Origin of the sequence: Spirillospora sp. NPDC052242 (assembly GCF_040679555.1) — a bacterium.
GTDB lineage: Bacteria > Actinomycetota > Actinomycetes > Streptosporangiales > Streptosporangiaceae > Spirillospora.
Window position 1 is genome coordinate 22,787 of record NZ_JBFAUZ010000006.1, and the last position, 16,532, is coordinate 39,318.

Genomic DNA, 16,532 nt, shown 5'->3' on the forward strand with positions numbered 1-16,532 from the left:
ACGGACGTGGAGGGTCGTGGTGAGTCGCCGCGGTTGGGTGCTGTTCGCCCTGATGTGCGTGCTGTGGGGCATCCCCTACCTGCTGATCAAGGTGGCGGTCGACGAGGTGTCGGTGGCCGTCGTGGTGTTCGCCCGGACGGCGCTGGGCGCGGCCGTGCTGCTGCCGCTCGCGTTCCGGTCGGGCGGCTTCGGCACGGTGCGGCGCCACTGGCGCCCGCTGCTCGCGTTCACCGCGCTGGAGATCCTCGGGCCGTGGGCGCTGCTCTCCGACGCCGAGCGGCACCTGACCAGCTCCATGACGGGCCTGCTCATCGCCGCGGTCCCGATCGTCGGGGTGGTGCTCGCCCGCTGCACCGGCGACGCCGAACGGCTCGGGCCCGTCCGGTGGGCGGGCCTGCTGGTCGGCCTCGCCGGCGTCGCCGTGCTCGCCGCCCCGCACCTCGAGGGCGGCAGCGCGTGGGCGATCGGCGAGGTCATGCTGGTGGTCCTCGGCTACTCGATAGCCCCCATGGTCGCGCTCCGCCACCTGCAGGACGTCCCGAGCCTGCAGCTGTCGGCGTCCTCCCTCGGCATCGCGGCGGTGGTCTACGCCGGGCCGGCCGCGCTCACGCTCCCGGCGGAGACGCCGAGCGGCGGCACCCTCGCCGCCCTCGTCGCGCTCGGCCTCGTCTGCACCGCCCTCGCGTTCACGGTGTTCTTCGAGCTGATCCGCGAGGTCGGCGCGTCCCGCGGCATGGTGTTCACCTACGTGAACCCCGCGGTCGCCGTCGCCGCGGGCGTCGTGTTCCTCGACGAGCCCCTCACCGGGACGATCCTCGCGTCCTTCGCGCTCATCCTCGGCGGCTCCGTCCTCGCCACCGCCCACCGCACCCCCGACCCGCCGGACGCCCCCGCCCCGGCGACTCCCCCACCCGCCAGAACCGAATCCGCCGACCCCGCCTGACGCCCCCGCCGATCCCCGTGTCGTCCGGCACCTGCGGTCAGGGCCCTGCGCGGCTCGGTTCCAGTGGGGATCGCCACCCGCCGCGCCCCTCTCGCAGACCGGCGACCTGGTCCGCAGGGGGGACGCGGGGGACGGGCGTCAGCGCAGCGTGACCACGAACTTGCGCGGCTCGCCGATGTTGCCCGCGGAGTCGATGGCGCGGTACTCGATGGTGTGCCGCCCCTTCCCGAGCTTCCCGTACGTCAGCCCGTCGATCACGGTGCCGTTCTCGGTGAAGAGCCACGGGGCTTGCGAGTCCGTCGGCCAGCCGAAGTAGTTGAACCAGCCGTCGCCGTCCACCCGGAACTCGGTCACCACCACGCCCGGACGGTCGTCGGTGCCGGTCAGCCGCATGTGGAACGGGCCGTCGAACACGGAGCCCGCCGCCGGTCCGCCCCGCCGGCCCGCCGCCGACAGCTCGACCGACGCCGTCGGCCGCTCCGCGTCGATCGTCCACGCGAGCCGGTCGGAGCCCACCCGGGCCACGAGCCGGTGCGTCCCCTCCCGCAGCCGGAACCGGGCGAGGTCGATGTCCCGCACGCCCCCGCGCACCGCGCGTCCGTCCAGCTCCCAGCGCACCTTGGGGGCCTTCCGCGCCGGATGCGTCGTCTCCGCGTACACGACCGACTCCGCGCCCACCGGACGATCGGTCGGCGTCGAGCCCGTGAACCGGGGCCGCACCCCGTCCTCGGGGGTCTTCGCCCGCCCGTCCACGGTCCAGGCGCGCGTCTGCGTGAGCGCCGCCGACCCGCGGATCGCCGGATCCCGGACGAACTCCGTCGGGTCCGTCACGGTCACCTTGACCGTGTACGTCCCCTTCCGCTTCAGCTTCGCGAGATCGAGGTCGGGCCCGCGCCCCACCACCCGCCCGTCGACCGTCCACGTGATCGACAACCGGTGGTCCACCGGGTGCAGGGTCTCCACCCACAGCACGCGGTCGCCCCCCACCACCGCGTCCGTCGGCGCATGCCCCTGGATCAGGTCGACCTTCGCGGAGATCCGCTGCGTCATCCGCTCCCGCGCCACCTGGTCGAAGTAGTACCCGAGCGTCTTCATCAGCGAGTGCTCGCTCGGCCGCCACACGCCCTTGCCCGAGTACAGCCCGCCCTCGTAACGCCCGATGACGCCCCCGGACTCGCTCGGCTCCCCCAGCCAGCGCCACCACTTCTTCTTCTGCGCCAGCATCTCCCGCTCGGTGAGCAGCGTGTGATGCGCCGACTCGGGCTCCGGCCCCTCGTACGTCCCGCCCGGAACGCCCCGGTAGTAGTAGTCGTACTCGTCCTGCAGCCCGCCCAGCGAATGCCCGAGCTCGTGCGGCGCGATGAGCGCCGACATGGCGTTCCCGCCCGACGCCGTCGCGTACGTCCCGCCCGCGCCGCCGTAGGTGTCGCTGTTCGCCAGCGCGAGGATCTGCCGATTGCCCTCGGACGTCCCCGGCACCAGGTCCGCGTACCGCTCGGCCGCGCCCTGGTCCATCACGAGCAGCCGCTGGATGCCGTCCTCGCGGCAGCCGCTCCAGAACGCCATGCCCAGCGGCGTGTCCTTCCGGGCGGACGACACCTCGGGGTCGCAGCTCACGCCCGAGTCCCGCGACGGCGTCTCGACCGCGTACACGTTGAAGTAGCTGCGGTACGACTTGAACGGCTCGATCGTCCACAGGTCGTTCAGGTGCTCGGCGATGTGCGCCCGGAACTCGGGCATGTCGGCGCCGGTGTAGCCGTCCCCGAGGATCACCAGGTTGAAGCGCTCGGACGGATCACCCGTCACCTGCACCGGCACCACCTGCGGCTCCGCCGCCCGCGCGGGCGCCGGAACCAGCGCCACCGCACCCAGCACGACCGCGCCCAGCGCGCCCTTCCCGCTCGTCCGCACGTTCGGACCTCCTCGGATCAGCCCCCGAACGATCAAGCGACATGCCCCGCGATTATCACCCCCAAGATCCACTTTTGTCCCGAACCGATCGCCCGCTCGATTGGACGTTCGGTCCGATAACGGCGAGTGGGTGCGGAACGCCGGGGATCGGTTGCTAGGCTGCGGAGAGCCTGGGGGACGGCCGACGTCCGCTCGTCCTCCGGGACAGGGCTCATAGTCGAGGTGAAGGGGTCCCCACCGTGAAGAAGCTGCTCATTCTCGCTGTTGTTGCTCTCGGCGGCTTCGCTGTCTGGCGCCGGCTGCAGCAGGACCGCGCCGAGCTGGACCTGTGGACCGAGGCCACGTCGTCCGACAGCTGACACCGCCGGCGACACCCGGCCCCGGCGTGAGCGAAGCGGACGCGTCCGCCTCGATCTCGCCGGGACCACCGTCGCCCCCGGCGCCGCGCGCGCCGCACACCACCCTGCCCTGAACCGGCGCCACCCGGCGTCGGCGATGGCGCATGCCCACGATCGTCCCCGCCGGGCCGCACCCCGCCACGGTGTACGATCGTTCCCGTCCGGTGCCCGGACCACCGTCGGCGCACGCCGACGCCCGGAGCCCGAGGGGCCTTAGCTCAGTTGGTAGAGCACCGGCTTTGCAAGCCGGGTGTCAGGGGTTCGAATCCCCTAGGCTCCACCTGCGAGAACGCCCCCGTCCAGACCCCGGACGAGGGCGTTCGTGCAATTAACGTGCGATTAGGCCACCGGGACGAGCGCACCGGCCGCACCATCGTCATCGTCTCCCCGCTCGGCGGAGATCTTCGCGTTCAGCGCATCGGCGATGGCGCGCCCCGCCTCCGAAGTGGCGTGCTGGTAGATCATCGCGGCTCTGACACTGTCATGCCCCATCCGGTCCATGAGGTCCCGCAGGCTCGCACCACTCTGCGCGGCGAGGGTGTTGCCCGTGTGCCTCAGGTCGTGGAAGTGCAGACCAGGGATGCCGACCGTGGCCACGGCCAGCGCCCACCGCGACGCACGCCGGAAGTTGCCCCGCCGCAGGACACCGCCGTTCGGACCGGCGAACACGAGCGCGCCCGGATCGCTATCGACGTGCTGTTCCAGATGCTTCGTGATCAGCGGGACGACGCCAGCCGGAACGCTCACCGTCCGCTTGCCCGCCCGCGATTTCGGAGGCCCGAGCACGAGGTCACCGGAGTCGAGTTCGAGGTACTGCCGCCGCACGGTCACCGCGCCGGCCCCCGTATCGACATCGCGCCGCCGCAGCGCAACGGCCTCACCCCACCGGAGGCTTGCGAAGGTGGCCAGCAGGACGAGCGCCCGGTACCGGTCATCGCACTGGACGGCCGCGCGCCCCTCTACGGCCAGGTCCCAGAGCACGCTTTCGGCCGCCTGCCGGTCCGGGAGAGTGTGAGGGTAGGCCCGTGTTTCCCCGCCCGTCAGCCGGTATCGAAGTTGGTAGTCACCCGAGGGCAGTTTGCGGATGTTGCCCTGAGGACGACGCCCGAGCAGCTCGGCCAGTTCGAAGACTTGCGCGAGCGTCAGCACGGGACGTTCCTCGGGGTTCTCGTCACCGGCACCCTTGATACGGCACGGGTTCCGAGGAATCATTCCGTCCTCCTCGGCCGCCGTCATCAGCACCGCCCGAAGCAGTCGGTACGCCTTAGCCGTCACGCTTGCCGAAACCCCGGAGTCGAGAAGCCCAGTACGCCATTCCCGAACCATGCTCGTCGTGATGTCGCCGACGGAGACCCCGCCGAGAGTCGGCCCGATGTGCTTCCGTAGCAGCCGCTCGTACAACTCGACCGTCCGGGGACGCAGGCCCGGACGCTCCTTGATCCACTTCGCCGCGTAGACGCCGAGCTTGACCTTTGCGCGTTCGGGGTCGATCCACTGTCCCTGGATCATCTGCGCCTCAGTCAACGCGAGGAACCGTTCGGCGTCCCCCTTGCGCGCGAATGTCTTCGGAGCGTTCCGGCGCCGTCCGTCAGGCCCGGGGTAACTCGCTTGGTACCGCCCCGAGGGCAGTTTGCGAACGTTGCCGAAACGCCGATGACCGTCCTTGTTCGCCATTACGCGGCCCTCCACACGTCCGACGCGGTCATGGGCTCGACGAGCCCGGCCGCGATGTACTCGCGAAGCGCGGACTCAGGGATGCGCACGAAGCGCCCGAGCTTGACGAAGCGGATGCGCCGTTCGGCGACGAGCCGACGCGGGAACCGCTGCGAGGTGTTCAGGTACTCGGCCGCTTCCGCGATGGTGAGCAGCCGATCAGCAGCGGATAGAGGGGAACCGTTGGTGCGCTTGGTCACGCTGCCTCCGCAGTTGCCGAGAGTTCGGGGGTGGGGTTCTGAGTTGCTGCGTCGAGCTGTCGGCGCCGTTCGGCCCGCTCGTTGATCAGCAGCAGTAGCCGTTGTTCGACCGGTCGGACGTCGGGGTCACCGGGACCCGCGCGTTCCCAGACGTAGGGGGCAGCGGGGTCGGTGGGGTTGGCGACGGGGATGCCCGCCTCAGCCAGGCGAGCGAGTGCCCAGGCTTTGCGGTCGGCCTTGTGATCGGCGAGCGTCTTGCCCGACCACTTGCGCGAGACCAGGACGCGACGGCCGCCGTAGCCGAGGTGTTCGCGTCGGTGTGCCTTGCCCTTGCAGAAGCCGGGCGTCAGGCCGGGCCGCGGATTCTTGGGTTGGACGCCGTAGCGGAGCCAGTTCGCGCACGTGGGCGAGCACGGTTCGTAGCGGAGTGTCTCGGCCATGCGGTCGGCGTGCTCACGCTGTGAGAAGGTCTCGGCGTTGTGGCATTCGGCGACGCCCTTGACGAGGTACTTGGTCAGGTAGCCGATCAGCTTGCGCGACTCGGGTGAGTCGGCCATGACGCCTTGTGCGTCGATCTGACGGCCGAACCGGACGACGTGCAGGGGTTCGGCGTCGTCGTCCAGGCCGATGGCGTCCAAGGCGTCATCCCAGGTCGGAAGTATCTCGCCGGTTGCCGGGTCGACGTAGCCGCCGTTCTCGCCCGCAGCGTCGTCCCAGACCGGGAGTCGGTCCCCGGAGTAGACGACGCGTTCGGTCGAGGGCCACCACACCTGGTGATAGGTCGCCGCCACCACTTGCCGAAGTTCCGCGCGGGAGATCGTCCCGCGGATCGCCATGTGCAGGTGGGGAGCCAGCCGCCGTTGGGGTTCGACGGTGGCGAAGTACTGGACGTCATGGCCGACGAACCGGCGGAGGTTCTGCACGAACCGGTCCACCAGCTTGGAGAAGTGCAGGGCATCGCGAGCCGCCCGCGCGTAGTCGTACGAGTCGGGGTCGACCGGCGTCCCGTCGGAGCGGACCCGCCCGTAGGAGTCGAGGGTGAGCGTCAGGAACAGCGACGGCCGGAAGGTCTTGCCGTCACGGCCCCGGTAGACCTTGCCCACGGTGCGCGAGGAGACCGGCTGCCGAGGCAGGTCCGGGGCATCCTGCCGCCGCCGCGTCGACCGGGTTCGCCGCTGCTTCTGTTCGCCGGTCTTGAGGGAGCCCCGCACGCCCGAGCGTTCGATCTGGCCGTCGAGTTCACGAAGGACGCCGTCCCAGAACTCGACAGGTTCCCCGTGCGCGGTGCCGTCCTGTGCCGCGCGGTCGTGTTCGGCCTGTGCCTGTGCCCGCAGTTCCATCCAGGCCCGCTGCTCGTCGTTCGGGTCGGCACGCGTGATGACGGGTTCCTCGGCCAGGTGCCAGCCTTGGCGGCACTGGACGGCCCGCAGCTTGCGCTTACGTTCGGCACACGGAGGACACACCGAGGCGAGCGTGTGCCCGCACGGAACGTTGATCACCTCAGAGGTGCCCGTGTTCAGGTCCACCCGCCGCATCGGGACGGGCCGGATGCAGACGCCATGGTCGATGGCGACCTGTTCCAGGACCCCGCGCGCCAGCGGAGCCAGCGTCTTGACGAGCGCGCTCGTCTCAGAGTCCTCGGGATCGGATTGCGTCACGCCGGGACCGGTTTCCGTCACGCAGCCTCCCCAGCGTCGACTTCGGACAGGGCGAGCGCGACCATCTCGCGGATGTCGTCATCGGACACGTAGGCCGCCCGCACCCGGACGGGATCGGGTGAGGTCTCCAGCCGAACGAACCCCACCCCCGCACCGACCTCCGGAACCGACGAGATCTGGTCGGCCAAGGCGCCACGGTCGCGGGCACCGTCGCCGAGAACCATGTCGACCTGCTCGTCCTCATCCAGGCGAAGGGCGATGCGGTCGGGGAACAGGTTGCGCAGGTTGTTGACCTCCTTGCGCGCGTCCTGCTGCGCGCCGATCACGCAGTATCCGACCGACCGGCCCTGTGAGGTCAGCACCGCCAGCGCCGATTCGGCGCGCTTGCGCAGGTCCCGTTCCGGGCAGTACGCCGTCAGGAACGCCAGCTCATCCACGATCACCACCCGGAACGGGTGCGCCGTCGAGGGGGCGAACGAGCGCGTCACGCCCGCGAACTCCTCTGCCCGCGCGTTCATGTCCTCGGCCGCGTCCTCCAGGAGCTTGACCATGCCGCCGCGCGGGTCGGAGGAGTACCGGCCGAACCGTTCGAACAGCGGACGCCCGTAGCTCAGTTCCATGCGCTTGGGGTCGATAGCCCACACCTCCACCAGCCCCGACAGCATCAGCGGGAGCAGCGCGCGGACGGTCGACCAGATGACCGACCCCTTGCCGGCCCCCGTCGCACCCGCGATCAGAACGTGCGTGCCGAGCAGCCGCAGCCGCCACGGTGAACCGTCCTCGACCCGGCCGACCACCACCCCGGACAGGTCCACCGCGGCCGCATCGAGGAGAGGCAGGGCCGGGAGCGGGACGGCGAGGGCATCGCGCCGGACGAACTCCAGCCAGAGCCGTCCCGGACGGTCCCCCTCACGCACACGGACGAGCGCGGCCCCGAAGCCGTGCGCCAGGTTGGGCACCACGCGTTCCCAGGCATCCGGAGCCTGCCCCTTGAGCATCCGGACGAGAACGCGATCCGAGGTCGGGCCGCAGCGGACCCGAACGATCGAGGGCAGATACTCGCGGCCCTTGTGCATCTTGGTCAGGCCAGCCGTGACCAGGACGGGTTGCCAGTGGCGCCGGTACACCCACGCCAGCCGCCACCGACCCCGCAGCGGACGGACCACGTAGCGGACGAACGAGGACGGGTCGGCAGCCGCCCAGGTACCGAGCAGCACCAGGACCAAGGCGACGACCAGGATGGGGACCGTCCACCCGAACCGGTACGCCAGCCAGCCCAGACCAGCCGCCACCGAGACGGGGACGATGTTGCGGACCAGGAAGACCGCGACGCGGACCAGGACGCGGACGGCGTTGACGAGCAGCACCAGGCCCTCGGGCATGTGCCACACCGGAGGCGCCCACTTCGGGGCCGCGAACGGGTCGCGCTGCGACTCGACCGCGACGTTCTCACCGGGACGGATCTTGCGGAACTCCCATGCCATGATGGGTCACCTCTTCACTTGCCAGCGCTTTTGCGAGGGGAGAGAAGCGGGGCGGCCGGAGGTACCAGCTCCAGCCGCCCCACCCAGATCAGCCAGGGACGATGCGAGGGTTCTCGGCCGACAGCGACCGCGACCGGCACACCCGGCACCCGCCGTCACCGCAGAACCGCGCCAGGGTGTGAGCCCACCGCACGCCCCGCCGCCGCTCGGCCAGTTCGACCAGCAGCCGCAGACCGGCCGCACCGGCACCGACCAGGACCACCACGGCCAGGACGAGCAGCGCGAAGACGTTCATGCCGCACGCCCCTCACCCGTGCCGGACGCCCCGTCGACGCTCGTCGCGTGAAGCCGCTCGACCTCGGCCGCGTACACCGCGAACGACTCGGCCAGCTTGCGCGCCGCCCGAACGTCTTCAGCGGTCGGAGCTTCGGCGTTCGTCGGCACGATGAGCACCGACGCGCCCGCGTGATCCAATGAGATCTGAGCCCGGGGACCGCCCGTGGTGCACAGCACCCGCAACGACTCGTCCGGGTACACGTTCACCGAGGTCCGCGCCGTCCCGTCCGGCTCGACCACCACCGTGGTGTAGCTGTAGGAGCGCATCAGGCCGCGTCCTTACCGGCCGCACGACCCGCACCCGACCCCGAAGGCGCGGCCTTGCCCGTACCGGCCGCCCGCATCCCCGCCGCCTTCAGCGAGTACGCCAGCCGGTTGTTCTGGCTGTTGACGTACGGCGTCACCGTCAGCCCGTCGAACTCCACCGGCACGAACGGGAACCCGTTCGGCGCCTCCGGCATCACCGGCTGAACCGGCGCCATCAGCTTGACCTTGAACGTCCCCTTGGATTCGGGGTCGGCGTCCAGCACCTCCACCGACCACACCAGCTCGCCCGTCTCCTTGTCGCGAGCCTGCACGAAGTTCTCACGGGACGACCGGTCGAAGTCCCGGACCGGCTCGACGCCGCCCTTGACGAACGCCCCGAACGGGAACACGTCCCCGAACGCCACCTTGAACGGACCCTGCACCGCCATGCGGACCACCTCCAGCCATCCACCCGACCGCTTGTCCGGTCGAGTGCGCATGCCTAGAGAGTACCTCCACAACTTGACCGAACAAGTGATTAAGTGAGTGACCTAGGTCACATGGCCGCGTCAGCTCGGAACGCTGTAGACGTCCTCCAGCTCATGCAGCGATCCCGGCATCACGACCTCGGCCGCGAATCGCGGGACGTCGGCGGCATCGTGCATGGTCGCCAGGATCGAGAGCACCGGCGCGGATTCACGGATCTTGAGCAGCTCGGGTTCATCGCCTTCAGGAAGACGGGCGGTGAGCCGTTCGGCGATGTGGTCGAGCCGCAGATCCTTGACCGTCCGCAGATGAGCGCGCAGGCCCACCCGCAACGGCTCGGCCTTGTCCAGGTCGGTCCCGTACGCCAGCTCTTGCGGGAACCAGCACGTCACCAACTCCGAGGCGATCCCATCGCGGACGACGACCCACCGCCGAGCGAGCAGCCGGCCCCCGCCGTTCGACCCGAACAACGCGGCGACCGGTGCCGGAGGCTCGACCAACCCGACGTGGACGAGGGTGATCCCCTCCAGCGATTCCGGTTGATCGAGGAGCGCCAAGCCGGGACGACTGGCCCGCACCTCAGGACCGGGACGCCCCTTCACGAACGACCCACGCCCGTGCTCACGGGTGATCCACCCGTCTTGCTGGAGCATCTGCAAGGCCCGCACCACGGTCGTACGGCCGACCGCGAACTCTCGCACGAGTTGCGACTCAGACGGCAGCATCGAACCGGCCGGGTAGTCCCCGTTCTCGATCCGGCGCCGGATCTCCAGGACGACCCGCGCGTACTTCGGGGGCTCGAACTCCAAGCTCGACATCTTGACCACCTGACGACTCTGACACTCGACCGCTTGAGTGCATCTCTGCTGGCACTGTAGCCGCCGCAGACGCAGCCGTCACGCCATCCCGGCGAACATCACACCACCCGCCACCAGGGAAGACACGATGACGGACCCCCGGAAAGCCCTCCAAGAAGGGTTCCGAGGGTCCGTCAGAGCCTTCGCAGGACACTCCGCGCGACCCGATCGAAGGCCGCCGATCACCTCACCCAGGGCCAGCCGCGCGCGTACACGATCGCCTTCCGCAGTTCCTCGGGGCTGACGGCCTCCACCAACCGCGGACCGCTCGGAAGGCGCACCATCGCCCACCACGAACCCGTGGCTTCCCCGAACCACGCCCACACGCCCGAGAACTCCCGTTCGATCCGGGCAGCGGCCAGCCGCCGAGGCGGCGCCTCCCACAGCACGCCCGGAGCTGTGCTCATCACGCGCCGCCGTCCGGCGAGCCAGCGAACGGCACGGCCAGCACCCGCGCGAGCCGGTCAGCAGCCGTCTGCGCATCGGTGATCGGGCACAGCGGCTCCAGTTCGTTCGGAGACTGGCGGGTCGGCCCCGACCAGACCCACCACCACCAGAGCACGCCGTTACGGTCACGGCACACGACCTCTTGCCGCAACCCTGGGTGCATCAACTGCCCCTGCGGGTTCCCGTCCTCGGGTTCGCCCGCCGGGTTCTCCGCCCGAACGGCCCCATGCCCCCACACCTGCGCGACCAGATCACGAGCCGTCAGCGCGTGCACCAGTGCCAAGGCGGCCGGACGCCACACCTCCGCGCGTTCTCTGGCCATCACCCTGCCCGTCATGGCCCCACCTCCCTAGAAACGAAGGCGGGACCGATGCCCCCTCTCACCATTGGCCACCGGTCCCGCAGCCTGAGTTACGCCGCGCACGTCCCCCGATCGGAGGAGCACGCGACGCAGGGAGAGCGCGTCGGCCCGAGCGCGCCACCGAACCCCGACGGTCCGACCAGCACGGCGCGACGAGGGTGGACGTAGGTCCATCCCCGTCCGTCGCAGCGGGAGCACTCAGCAGCCGTTCGCGTCTCTTCCATGCCTTCAAGGCTGCTAGTGGATCTTGGAAGTTCCCATGTCCCGCCCCTGCCTCAGCACCGAACTTTCACTGCACCCAGGGATGTGGCACCGGTTCAGAGGCTGCCAAACTGAGGCCATGGCGGAACTGAACGGCGCACCGGCCACCCCTGAACAACTTCAGGTGCTTGCGCTCGTCAACTACGGTCACTTCACCTCAATGCGAGTCGATGAACAGCAGATTCGCGGCCTTTCGCACCATCTCGAACGACTCGTTCGAGACTGCCGTGTTCTCTTCGCAGCCGAGCTGGACCGCGACCGGGTGCGGGAACTCGTCGCCCAGGCCATCGCAGGACGAGACGGATCGTTCGTCGTCCGCGTGACGGTGTTCGACCCCGCCCTAGAGCTGGGCCGCCCGGGTGTGAAGGCCGAACCGCAGATCCTCGTCACGACCCGGTCAGCCGGCCCCATGCCGCCCGCACCGATGCGCGTCCAGACCGCCAGCTACGTCCGCGACCTCCCCGAGGTCAAGCACGTCGGCCTGTTCGGCGCCCTACGCCACCGTCGTAACGCCCAGCTCGACGGGTATGACGACGCCCTGTTCCTCGACCCCGAGTCCTACGTCTCCGAGGGCGCCACGTGGAACATCGGGTTCTACGACGGCGAACAGGTGATTTGGCCGAACGCCGAGGTTCTGCCTGGCGTGACCATGCGCCTTCTCCAGCAGGTTCACGACCGGACATCCCTGGCACCGGTCAACGTCTCGGACTTGCCCCGCATGCAAGCAGCGTTCGCCACCAACACCTCAATCGGCGTCCGGGCGATCAGCGCAATCAATGACGTCGAGTTCCCGGCCGAGCATCCCATGCTCGATGATCTACGCAAGGAATACGGCGAGATCCCCGGAGAATCGCTCTAGCGGCACCCGACACCCCCGGAGCCCCCGAGATGACAACCACGGTTCAGCGCTGGACCGGCCGAGAAATCCGAGCCCTGCGCGAGGCCAAGCGCATGAGCATCCGCGATTTCGCCGGACACCTCGGCGTCAGCGAACGCATGGTCTCCAAGTGGGAGGCCGGAGGCGAAGACATCACGCCCCGGCCGGTCAACCAATCCGCCCTAGATTCCTCGCTTGCCGCCTCCGACGCCGAAGCGCACGCCAGGTTCGCCGACATGCTCGGACTCACCTTGCCGGCCCCCACCACTCAGGAGAAGTTCATGCCCGAAGAACCCACACCTAGCGCCACCGACGAGGACACGATTCCCGTCGGCGACGAGAACCAGGTGCGGCACCCCGTGGACGGCAAGCTCATGACGCTGGTCGAGGCCGGAGTGTTCTTCGCAGGCACGGACAACGAACCGGTCTACGTACCGGCGTTCTACATGGACGTCTTCCCGACCACCAACGCCGACTACGCCCGCTTCCTATCGGCCACCGACCACAAGCCGCCGCAGCACTGGGAGAACGGCAAGCCCCCCGCGGACCAGCTAGACCACCCGGTCGTATTCGTCACCTGGCACGACGCCACCGCCTACGCCCAATGGTCCGCGAAGACCCTCCCCACAAGCCAGCAGTGGGAGAAGGCCGCCCGAGGAACCCGAGGCGACATCTACCCATGGGGCAGCCAGCGCACCCCCGCCAAGTGCAACTGCCGCGAACACGGCATCCGCAGCACCACCCCCGTAGACCGCTACGCCAGCGGCGTCAGCCCCTACGGCATCTACGACATGTGCGGCAACACCTGGGAATGGTGCTCCACCGAAACCGACCCAGGCCGCTACGAACTGAAGGGCAGCGCGTTCACAAGCCCCTTCCTCCGTTGCACACCCTCCGCCTTCAACGATGCCAGCGCTGACATGTGGGACGACGACACCAGCTTCCGCACCGTAACCCCCGCCGAAACGATGCGCGCTCTTCTCAACATGAAGAGTTGAAGGCTACCGTGATCGCCTCACCGCCCAGGGGCGATTCACGAAACCCTTTGATTCCTTACTTCCTTTCAAATGTTTGCCGGTCGGTGAAGTTAGCGGATTGTCGTCCTTGCTGGCGTGAAAGTCCGCCATGAACCTGCCCAATAGATCGTCTTCCGTGGCCAAAGTGTGTCCATCCGCAACGGCGATCGCAAAGCTCAAGATATCATTGAGGCTGTTTCTAAAATTGCTTTTAAGCGTATAATTGTCGACGAAATGTGCGAACATTTTAAGGGCGGTCGCAGCTGTGCGCTCTCCGAGGGGTATGCATTTTATGTCGTGCTCCTGTATGAATTTCAGACGCCTATCTATAGTGCGACATTCTTTCTTGCTTAAAGCCCTGGCTTGGGCTGAAAGTAGTTTGTGCTTGCCGGTGTTCAGTGCGGACGAGATGGCGACGTGTGAATATTCGACTACCGTGGGGTGGTCGCCGGAGAAGTCGAAGATCAGTCGATCTGTTGCCCCTCTGCCGATTCTTCCGCGATGAGGGCGTGGTATATCTTTATGAATGTGAATGTAATTTTTCCATTCAACTTCATCTTCACCTTTGAAGAGTGGTATGTAATATCTGTTCTGCGTAGTTCTTTTGCCTTGCGTTAACAGCAACTCGTGTGCGGTCACCGATGTGATCATCGTATTCGCTGGCAATGTCATCCGGCCGGCGATCGCATAGCTAATTAGCTGTGTATCCAGCAACTCCGCCATGACGGCATTATGCAGCAACGACGCCTGGGAAGCAGCTGTTCGTTAGATGGGAGCGGTGTGAGCGCCAGCACCCTCGGTCCGACAGTAGGAACTTGCCGAATCTGGCTGTTTGGGATCAAGGGGCGGCGGCGCTTGCGGCGCCGTTACGGCCGCCCGGCTCCGCCGGTCGGCGCGTGCGGCGTGGGCGCCGGTCACCGACCGGCGGCCCGGGACGGCCGCGCGCCGCGCTGCCGGGCGTTCGCTCCCGGCCAGCCGCCGCCATGGGGTCGCGCCGCCGCCCGGCTGACGGTCGCTGTGTCCCCACGGGATTGAGCGTGCGCTTACCAGGGGGTCTCGCGACCCCCATGGACCCCCGCGCGCCGAAGTACTCCTTCGCGCGATGCCGCCCTTGCCGGGTCGGGGTCTTTCGCGCGAAGAAGCACTTCGGAACGTGGGTGCGTCTGTGCAGGTGGGTGCGAGGGCGCCGTGCGATTAGCGTGCGATTAGGGGCGGGCGCCAGGGGGCAACTGCGGTCACTTGGGGATCATGGTTCGTTGAGGTCAGCGGCTTGATCACGGGTGAGCACGCGGATTTGCAAGCCGGGTGTCAGGGGTTCGAATCCCCTAGGCTCCACCCACCGCAAAGCCCAGGCCAGGAGTTGAGCCCTGACCTGGGCTCTTGTCTGTCGGGCTCGGCTCTTCCGCGTCCGTGCCCGGTTCCTGCCCGATCGCTTCGCGGCCTTCTTCTTCAGCGGGCAAGCGCCTCAGCCTCATTCAAGGTGGCTTGCCGTTGTCCACTCCATCACCGGGTCTCCGGGCGTGCCCTTGCGTGCCCGATGGGGTGGCGAATGTGTTCTCGGTGGACGTGTGCCTCTGGCGGGGGCGTTACCGTATCCGCCTTTTCTGCCGTGGTCGGCTTGGTGCCGAGCTGGTGCGTTCCCATGAGGCCGCCCTGCGTTATGGGCGGGGGGAGAAGGTGGGGACGAACGACTTCCAGCTGTCGTAGTAGGACGGGTAGGGGACCGGGGGCGGCGAATTCGACGGGGCCTTGCTCGGTGCTGGGCTGCTCGGGGTGGACGACGGGCGTTTCGAGGCGGACGGGGATGGCGTGGGTGCGGGCTTCGCAGGCGAATCGGTTCGTGTCTTGTAGTCGGATACCGGTGTGCTGCTGGTCGAAGCCGACGGGGACGGTTGTGCCTGCGTGGGGGGTGGGGGCGTTCGGGGCGTGGGCGCGACGTCCGTGCTCTCGGTGGAGGCGGTGGGGCGCTGCGGCGGTGCGTCGGTGGTGGCGAGCGTGATCAGGCCGACGATGGCCGCGCCGGTGGCCACGCCCAGGAGCCACGCCATGACGGGCAGCCGCCGTTTCGTCCGCTTCCGGGTCGGGGGTGCGGGAGCGGGGTCCCGGGCGACGCCGCCGTCGGTGGCGGCGTCTTCCGGAGCGGGCGTGTCGCTCACGAGGGTGACGTCTGGAGCGGGTGCGTCCACCAGGACGGTGTCCTCGGTGGCGGGGGTGCTTTCGGCGGGTTGTTGGGCGGGTGAGAGGGCGAGCCACGCCTGGGTCCAGCGGTCTGTTTCGTGGGCCACCTCGTCCGGGGGGTGCGGGCCGTGGGCGCGCATGCACGCGGTGACGAAGGCGACGACGAAGGGGAGGCGGGGCGGGTTGGGCAGTCGCTTGCCGGCGAGGTTGTCGGAGAGCGTGCTCACCGGCAGGAGGTCGGCGGGCGGTTCGCCCGAGTCGGGGTCGGTTCCGCCGAGCGTGTTCAGGGTGCGCAGCGAGGGCTGACCGGCCCAGGCACGCAGGTGCCGGAGTGCTTCCAGGAACTCTTCCGCCGTGGTCGCCGACCCTGGATTCGGCCGAGTCTGCATCTATTCTCCCGAACTGTTCCTGTTCTGGGGAAACGTTCGATGTGCACAGCCATGTTAGGGCCTCAAGAGCCCAAGTGTACGGAAGTGTTTATTGGAGAACGTGTCCATTGCAGGTCTCGCGGGTGGCCGGTGCGCGACGCTGGGCGCCCGGCCCGATGAGTTCACCGCGGGACGTGTGCAGGTGGATCGGGCGCTAGCGGCGGGTGGCGCCGTGGAGGGAGCCGCCGAGGAGGACGGCGCCGGAGAGGACGCCGCTCACGAAGGGGATCCAGTCGACGTGCGAGAGCGCGGCCATGATCATGCCCGCGGCGCCGAGGGCGGTCAGGAGGGCGCCCGGGACGGCGATGGCGGTGCGCTTCCAGATCGGTGCGAGGGCGACGAAGTGCAGGCCGACGATGATGGCGATCCAGGCGACGTTGCACTGGGTCGGGGCGTCCAGGGCGCGGAGGACGGCGATGCCGCCGAAGATCAGCGCGAACTCGGCCAGGACGACGAGGCCGAACTTGGGGCCGAACCATGCGGGCGGGGGGTCGGCGGGGCCTACCTTGCGGCGGTCCGTGCGGAAGCCGGTGACGATCACCGCGGCGAGGCACAGGACCGCCGCGATGCGGAGGGCGATCCCGAGGGGGCCCGGGACGGGCGCGCCGGCGTTCGCGAGGACGAACGCGGTGCCGAAACCCGAGCCGACGAGCAGGCCGAGGAGTTGGGGGGACATTCCGGTGATCTTACGACGGCGGCCGCCCCACGAGGACGTCGCAGGGGCCGTCGACG

General features: G+C 68.9%; 18 protein-coding genes and 1 tRNA gene. 5 read left to right on the forward strand and 14 right to left on the reverse strand.

What is annotated here, in order from left to right:
• The first annotated feature begins 19 nt into the window (after positions 1-19).
• Positions 20-943 carry a DMT family transporter gene (locus AB0L25_RS06505; protein ID WP_500169284.1) on the forward strand — a complete coding sequence of 308 codons (924 nt, stop codon included), beginning with the start codon at positions 20-22 and terminating at the stop codon, positions 941-943.
• A 138-nt stretch (positions 944-1,081) separates the two neighbouring features.
• Here AB0L25_RS06505 and AB0L25_RS06510 read toward each other — a convergent pair whose 3' ends face one another.
• A complete protein-coding gene (locus AB0L25_RS06510; RefSeq protein WP_500169286.1) occupies positions 1,082-2,854 on the reverse strand; it encodes a M64 family metallopeptidase in 1,773 nt (590 codons plus the stop codon).
• 239 nt (positions 2,855-3,093) lie between these two features.
• Here AB0L25_RS06510 and AB0L25_RS06515 point away from each other — a divergent pair, with 239 nt between their 5' ends.
• Both AB0L25_RS06515 and AB0L25_RS06520 read left to right on the forward strand, forming a co-directional pair.
• Positions 3,094-3,213, forward strand: a complete 120-nt coding sequence (locus AB0L25_RS06515; protein ID WP_211238580.1) for a DLW-39 family protein — start codon at positions 3,094-3,096, stop codon at positions 3,211-3,213.
• A 246-nt stretch (positions 3,214-3,459) separates the two neighbouring features.
• Positions 3,460-3,532: transfer RNA gene (locus tag AB0L25_RS06520), tRNA-Ala, on the forward strand.
• A gap of 59 nt (positions 3,533-3,591) precedes the next feature.
• Here the strand turns inward: AB0L25_RS06520 and AB0L25_RS06525 are convergent.
• The 10 genes from AB0L25_RS06525 to AB0L25_RS06570 all read right to left on the reverse strand — a co-directional run bounded on the left by AB0L25_RS06525 (position 3,592) and on the right by AB0L25_RS06570 (position 11,016).
• On the reverse strand, positions 3,592-4,926 hold the full coding sequence (locus AB0L25_RS06525; RefSeq protein ID WP_500169288.1) for a tyrosine-type recombinase/integrase: 1,335 nt from the start codon (positions 4,924-4,926) through the stop codon (positions 3,592-3,594).
• The gene (locus AB0L25_RS06530) at positions 4,926-5,165 is read right to left on the reverse strand and encodes a helix-turn-helix domain-containing protein (RefSeq protein WP_500169290.1); all 240 of its coding nucleotides are present in this window, start codon (positions 5,163-5,165) and stop codon (positions 4,926-4,928) included. Before AB0L25_RS06530 ends, AB0L25_RS06525 begins: the two co-directional genes overlap by 1 nt.
• Positions 5,162-6,844: a replication initiator gene (locus tag AB0L25_RS06535; protein ID WP_500169292.1), complete on the reverse strand. Its 1,683-nt coding sequence runs from the start codon at positions 6,842-6,844 to the stop codon at positions 5,162-5,164. Before AB0L25_RS06535 ends, AB0L25_RS06530 begins: the two co-directional genes overlap by 4 nt.
• Positions 6,841-8,307, reverse strand: a complete 1,467-nt coding sequence (locus tag AB0L25_RS06540) for an FtsK/SpoIIIE domain-containing protein (RefSeq protein ID WP_500169294.1) — start codon at positions 8,305-8,307, stop codon at positions 6,841-6,843. The genes AB0L25_RS06535 and AB0L25_RS06540 overlap by 4 nt, the downstream gene beginning before the upstream one ends.
• An 88-nt stretch (positions 8,308-8,395) precedes the next feature.
• Positions 8,396-8,602, reverse strand: coding sequence for a hypothetical protein (locus AB0L25_RS06545; protein WP_500169296.1), 207 nt, complete (start codon positions 8,600-8,602; stop codon positions 8,396-8,398).
• Positions 8,599-8,910 carry a hypothetical protein gene (locus AB0L25_RS06550; RefSeq protein WP_500169298.1) on the reverse strand — a complete coding sequence of 104 codons (312 nt, stop codon included), beginning with the start codon at positions 8,908-8,910 and terminating at the stop codon, positions 8,599-8,601. The genes AB0L25_RS06545 and AB0L25_RS06550 overlap by 4 nt, the downstream gene beginning before the upstream one ends.
• The gene (locus AB0L25_RS06555; RefSeq protein WP_500169300.1) at positions 8,910-9,389 is read right to left on the reverse strand and encodes a plasmid replication, integration and excision activator; all 480 of its coding nucleotides are present in this window, start codon (positions 9,387-9,389) and stop codon (positions 8,910-8,912) included. The genes AB0L25_RS06550 and AB0L25_RS06555 overlap by 1 nt, the downstream gene beginning before the upstream one ends.
• A gap of 69 nt (positions 9,390-9,458) precedes the next feature.
• The gene (locus tag AB0L25_RS06560; protein WP_500169589.1) at positions 9,459-10,193 is read right to left on the reverse strand and encodes a GntR family transcriptional regulator; all 735 of its coding nucleotides are present in this window, start codon (positions 10,191-10,193) and stop codon (positions 9,459-9,461) included.
• Positions 10,194-10,414: 221 nt separating this feature from the next.
• Positions 10,415-10,639 carry a hypothetical protein gene (locus AB0L25_RS06565; protein WP_500169302.1) on the reverse strand — a complete coding sequence of 75 codons (225 nt, stop codon included), beginning with the start codon at positions 10,637-10,639 and terminating at the stop codon, positions 10,415-10,417.
• Entirely contained in the window at positions 10,639-11,016 is a 378-nt protein-coding gene (locus AB0L25_RS06570; protein WP_500169304.1) for a hypothetical protein, read from the reverse strand. Before AB0L25_RS06570 ends, AB0L25_RS06565 begins: the two co-directional genes overlap by 1 nt.
• Before the next feature lie 364 nt (positions 11,017-11,380).
• On the opposite strand from AB0L25_RS06570, the gene AB0L25_RS06575 reads away from it, so the two are divergent.
• Both AB0L25_RS06575 and AB0L25_RS06580 read left to right on the forward strand, forming a co-directional pair.
• The gene (locus AB0L25_RS06575; RefSeq protein ID WP_500169306.1) at positions 11,381-12,160 is read left to right on the forward strand and encodes an aminotransferase class IV family protein; all 780 of its coding nucleotides are present in this window, start codon (positions 11,381-11,383) and stop codon (positions 12,158-12,160) included.
• 29 nt (positions 12,161-12,189) lie between these two features.
• On the forward strand, positions 12,190-13,176 hold the full coding sequence (locus AB0L25_RS06580; RefSeq protein ID WP_500169308.1) for an SUMF1/EgtB/PvdO family nonheme iron enzyme: 987 nt from the start codon (positions 12,190-12,192) through the stop codon (positions 13,174-13,176).
• A gap of 3 nt (positions 13,177-13,179) precedes the next feature.
• Here AB0L25_RS06580 and AB0L25_RS06585 read toward each other — a convergent pair whose 3' ends face one another.
• From AB0L25_RS06585 to AB0L25_RS06595, 3 genes are all read right to left on the reverse strand, one after another.
• A complete protein-coding gene (locus AB0L25_RS06585) occupies positions 13,180-13,917 on the reverse strand; it encodes a hypothetical protein (RefSeq protein ID WP_500169310.1) in 738 nt (245 codons plus the stop codon).
• Positions 13,918-14,852: 935 nt separating this feature from the next.
• The gene (locus AB0L25_RS06590) at positions 14,853-15,761 is read right to left on the reverse strand and encodes a hypothetical protein (RefSeq protein WP_500169312.1); all 909 of its coding nucleotides are present in this window, start codon (positions 15,759-15,761) and stop codon (positions 14,853-14,855) included.
• A gap of 193 nt (positions 15,762-15,954) precedes the next feature.
• The gene (locus AB0L25_RS06595) at positions 15,955-16,476 is read right to left on the reverse strand and encodes a hypothetical protein (RefSeq protein ID WP_500169314.1); all 522 of its coding nucleotides are present in this window, start codon (positions 16,474-16,476) and stop codon (positions 15,955-15,957) included.
• Between the last annotated feature and the right edge of the window lie 56 nt (positions 16,477-16,532).

What these genes read in the sequence shown, in the direction of transcription:
- AB0L25_RS06525 (WP_500169288.1), bottom strand. Translation starts at nt 4,926, where the DNA reads ATGGCGAACAAGGACGGTCATCGGCGTTTCGGCAACGTTCGCAAACTG.
- AB0L25_RS06540 (WP_500169294.1), bottom strand. Translation starts at nt 8,307, where the DNA reads ATGGCATGGGAGTTCCGCAAGATCCGTCCCGGTGAGAACGTCGCGGTC.
- AB0L25_RS06545 (WP_500169296.1), bottom strand. Translation starts at nt 8,602, where the DNA reads ATGAACGTCTTCGCGCTGCTCGTCCTGGCCGTGGTGGTCCTGGTCGGT.
- AB0L25_RS06550 (WP_500169298.1), bottom strand. Translation starts at nt 8,910, where the DNA reads ATGCGCTCCTACAGCTACACCACGGTGGTGGTCGAGCCGGACGGGACG.
- AB0L25_RS06555 (WP_500169300.1), bottom strand. Translation starts at nt 9,389, where the DNA reads ATGCGCACTCGACCGGACAAGCGGTCGGGTGGATGGCTGGAGGTGGTC.
- AB0L25_RS06560 (WP_500169589.1), bottom strand. Translation starts at nt 10,193, where the DNA reads ATGTCGAGCTTGGAGTTCGAGCCCCCGAAGTACGCGCGGGTCGTCCTG.
- AB0L25_RS06565 (WP_500169302.1), bottom strand. Translation starts at nt 10,639, where the DNA reads ATGAGCACAGCTCCGGGCGTGCTGTGGGAGGCGCCGCCTCGGCGGCTG.
- AB0L25_RS06570 (WP_500169304.1), bottom strand. Translation starts at nt 11,016, where the DNA reads ATGACGGGCAGGGTGATGGCCAGAGAACGCGCGGAGGTGTGGCGTCCG.
- AB0L25_RS06575 (WP_500169306.1), top strand. Translation starts at nt 11,381, where the DNA reads ATGGCGGAACTGAACGGCGCACCGGCCACCCCTGAACAACTTCAGGTG.
- AB0L25_RS06580 (WP_500169308.1), top strand. Translation starts at nt 12,190, where the DNA reads ATGACAACCACGGTTCAGCGCTGGACCGGCCGAGAAATCCGAGCCCTG.
- AB0L25_RS06585 (WP_500169310.1), bottom strand. Translation starts at nt 13,917, where the DNA reads ATGGCGGAGTTGCTGGATACACAGCTAATTAGCTATGCGATCGCCGGC.
- AB0L25_RS06590 (WP_500169312.1), bottom strand. Translation starts at nt 15,761, where the DNA reads ATGCAGACTCGGCCGAATCCAGGGTCGGCGACCACGGCGGAAGAGTTC.
- AB0L25_RS06595 (WP_500169314.1), bottom strand. Translation starts at nt 16,476, where the DNA reads ATGTCCCCCCAACTCCTCGGCCTGCTCGTCGGCTCGGGTTTCGGCACC.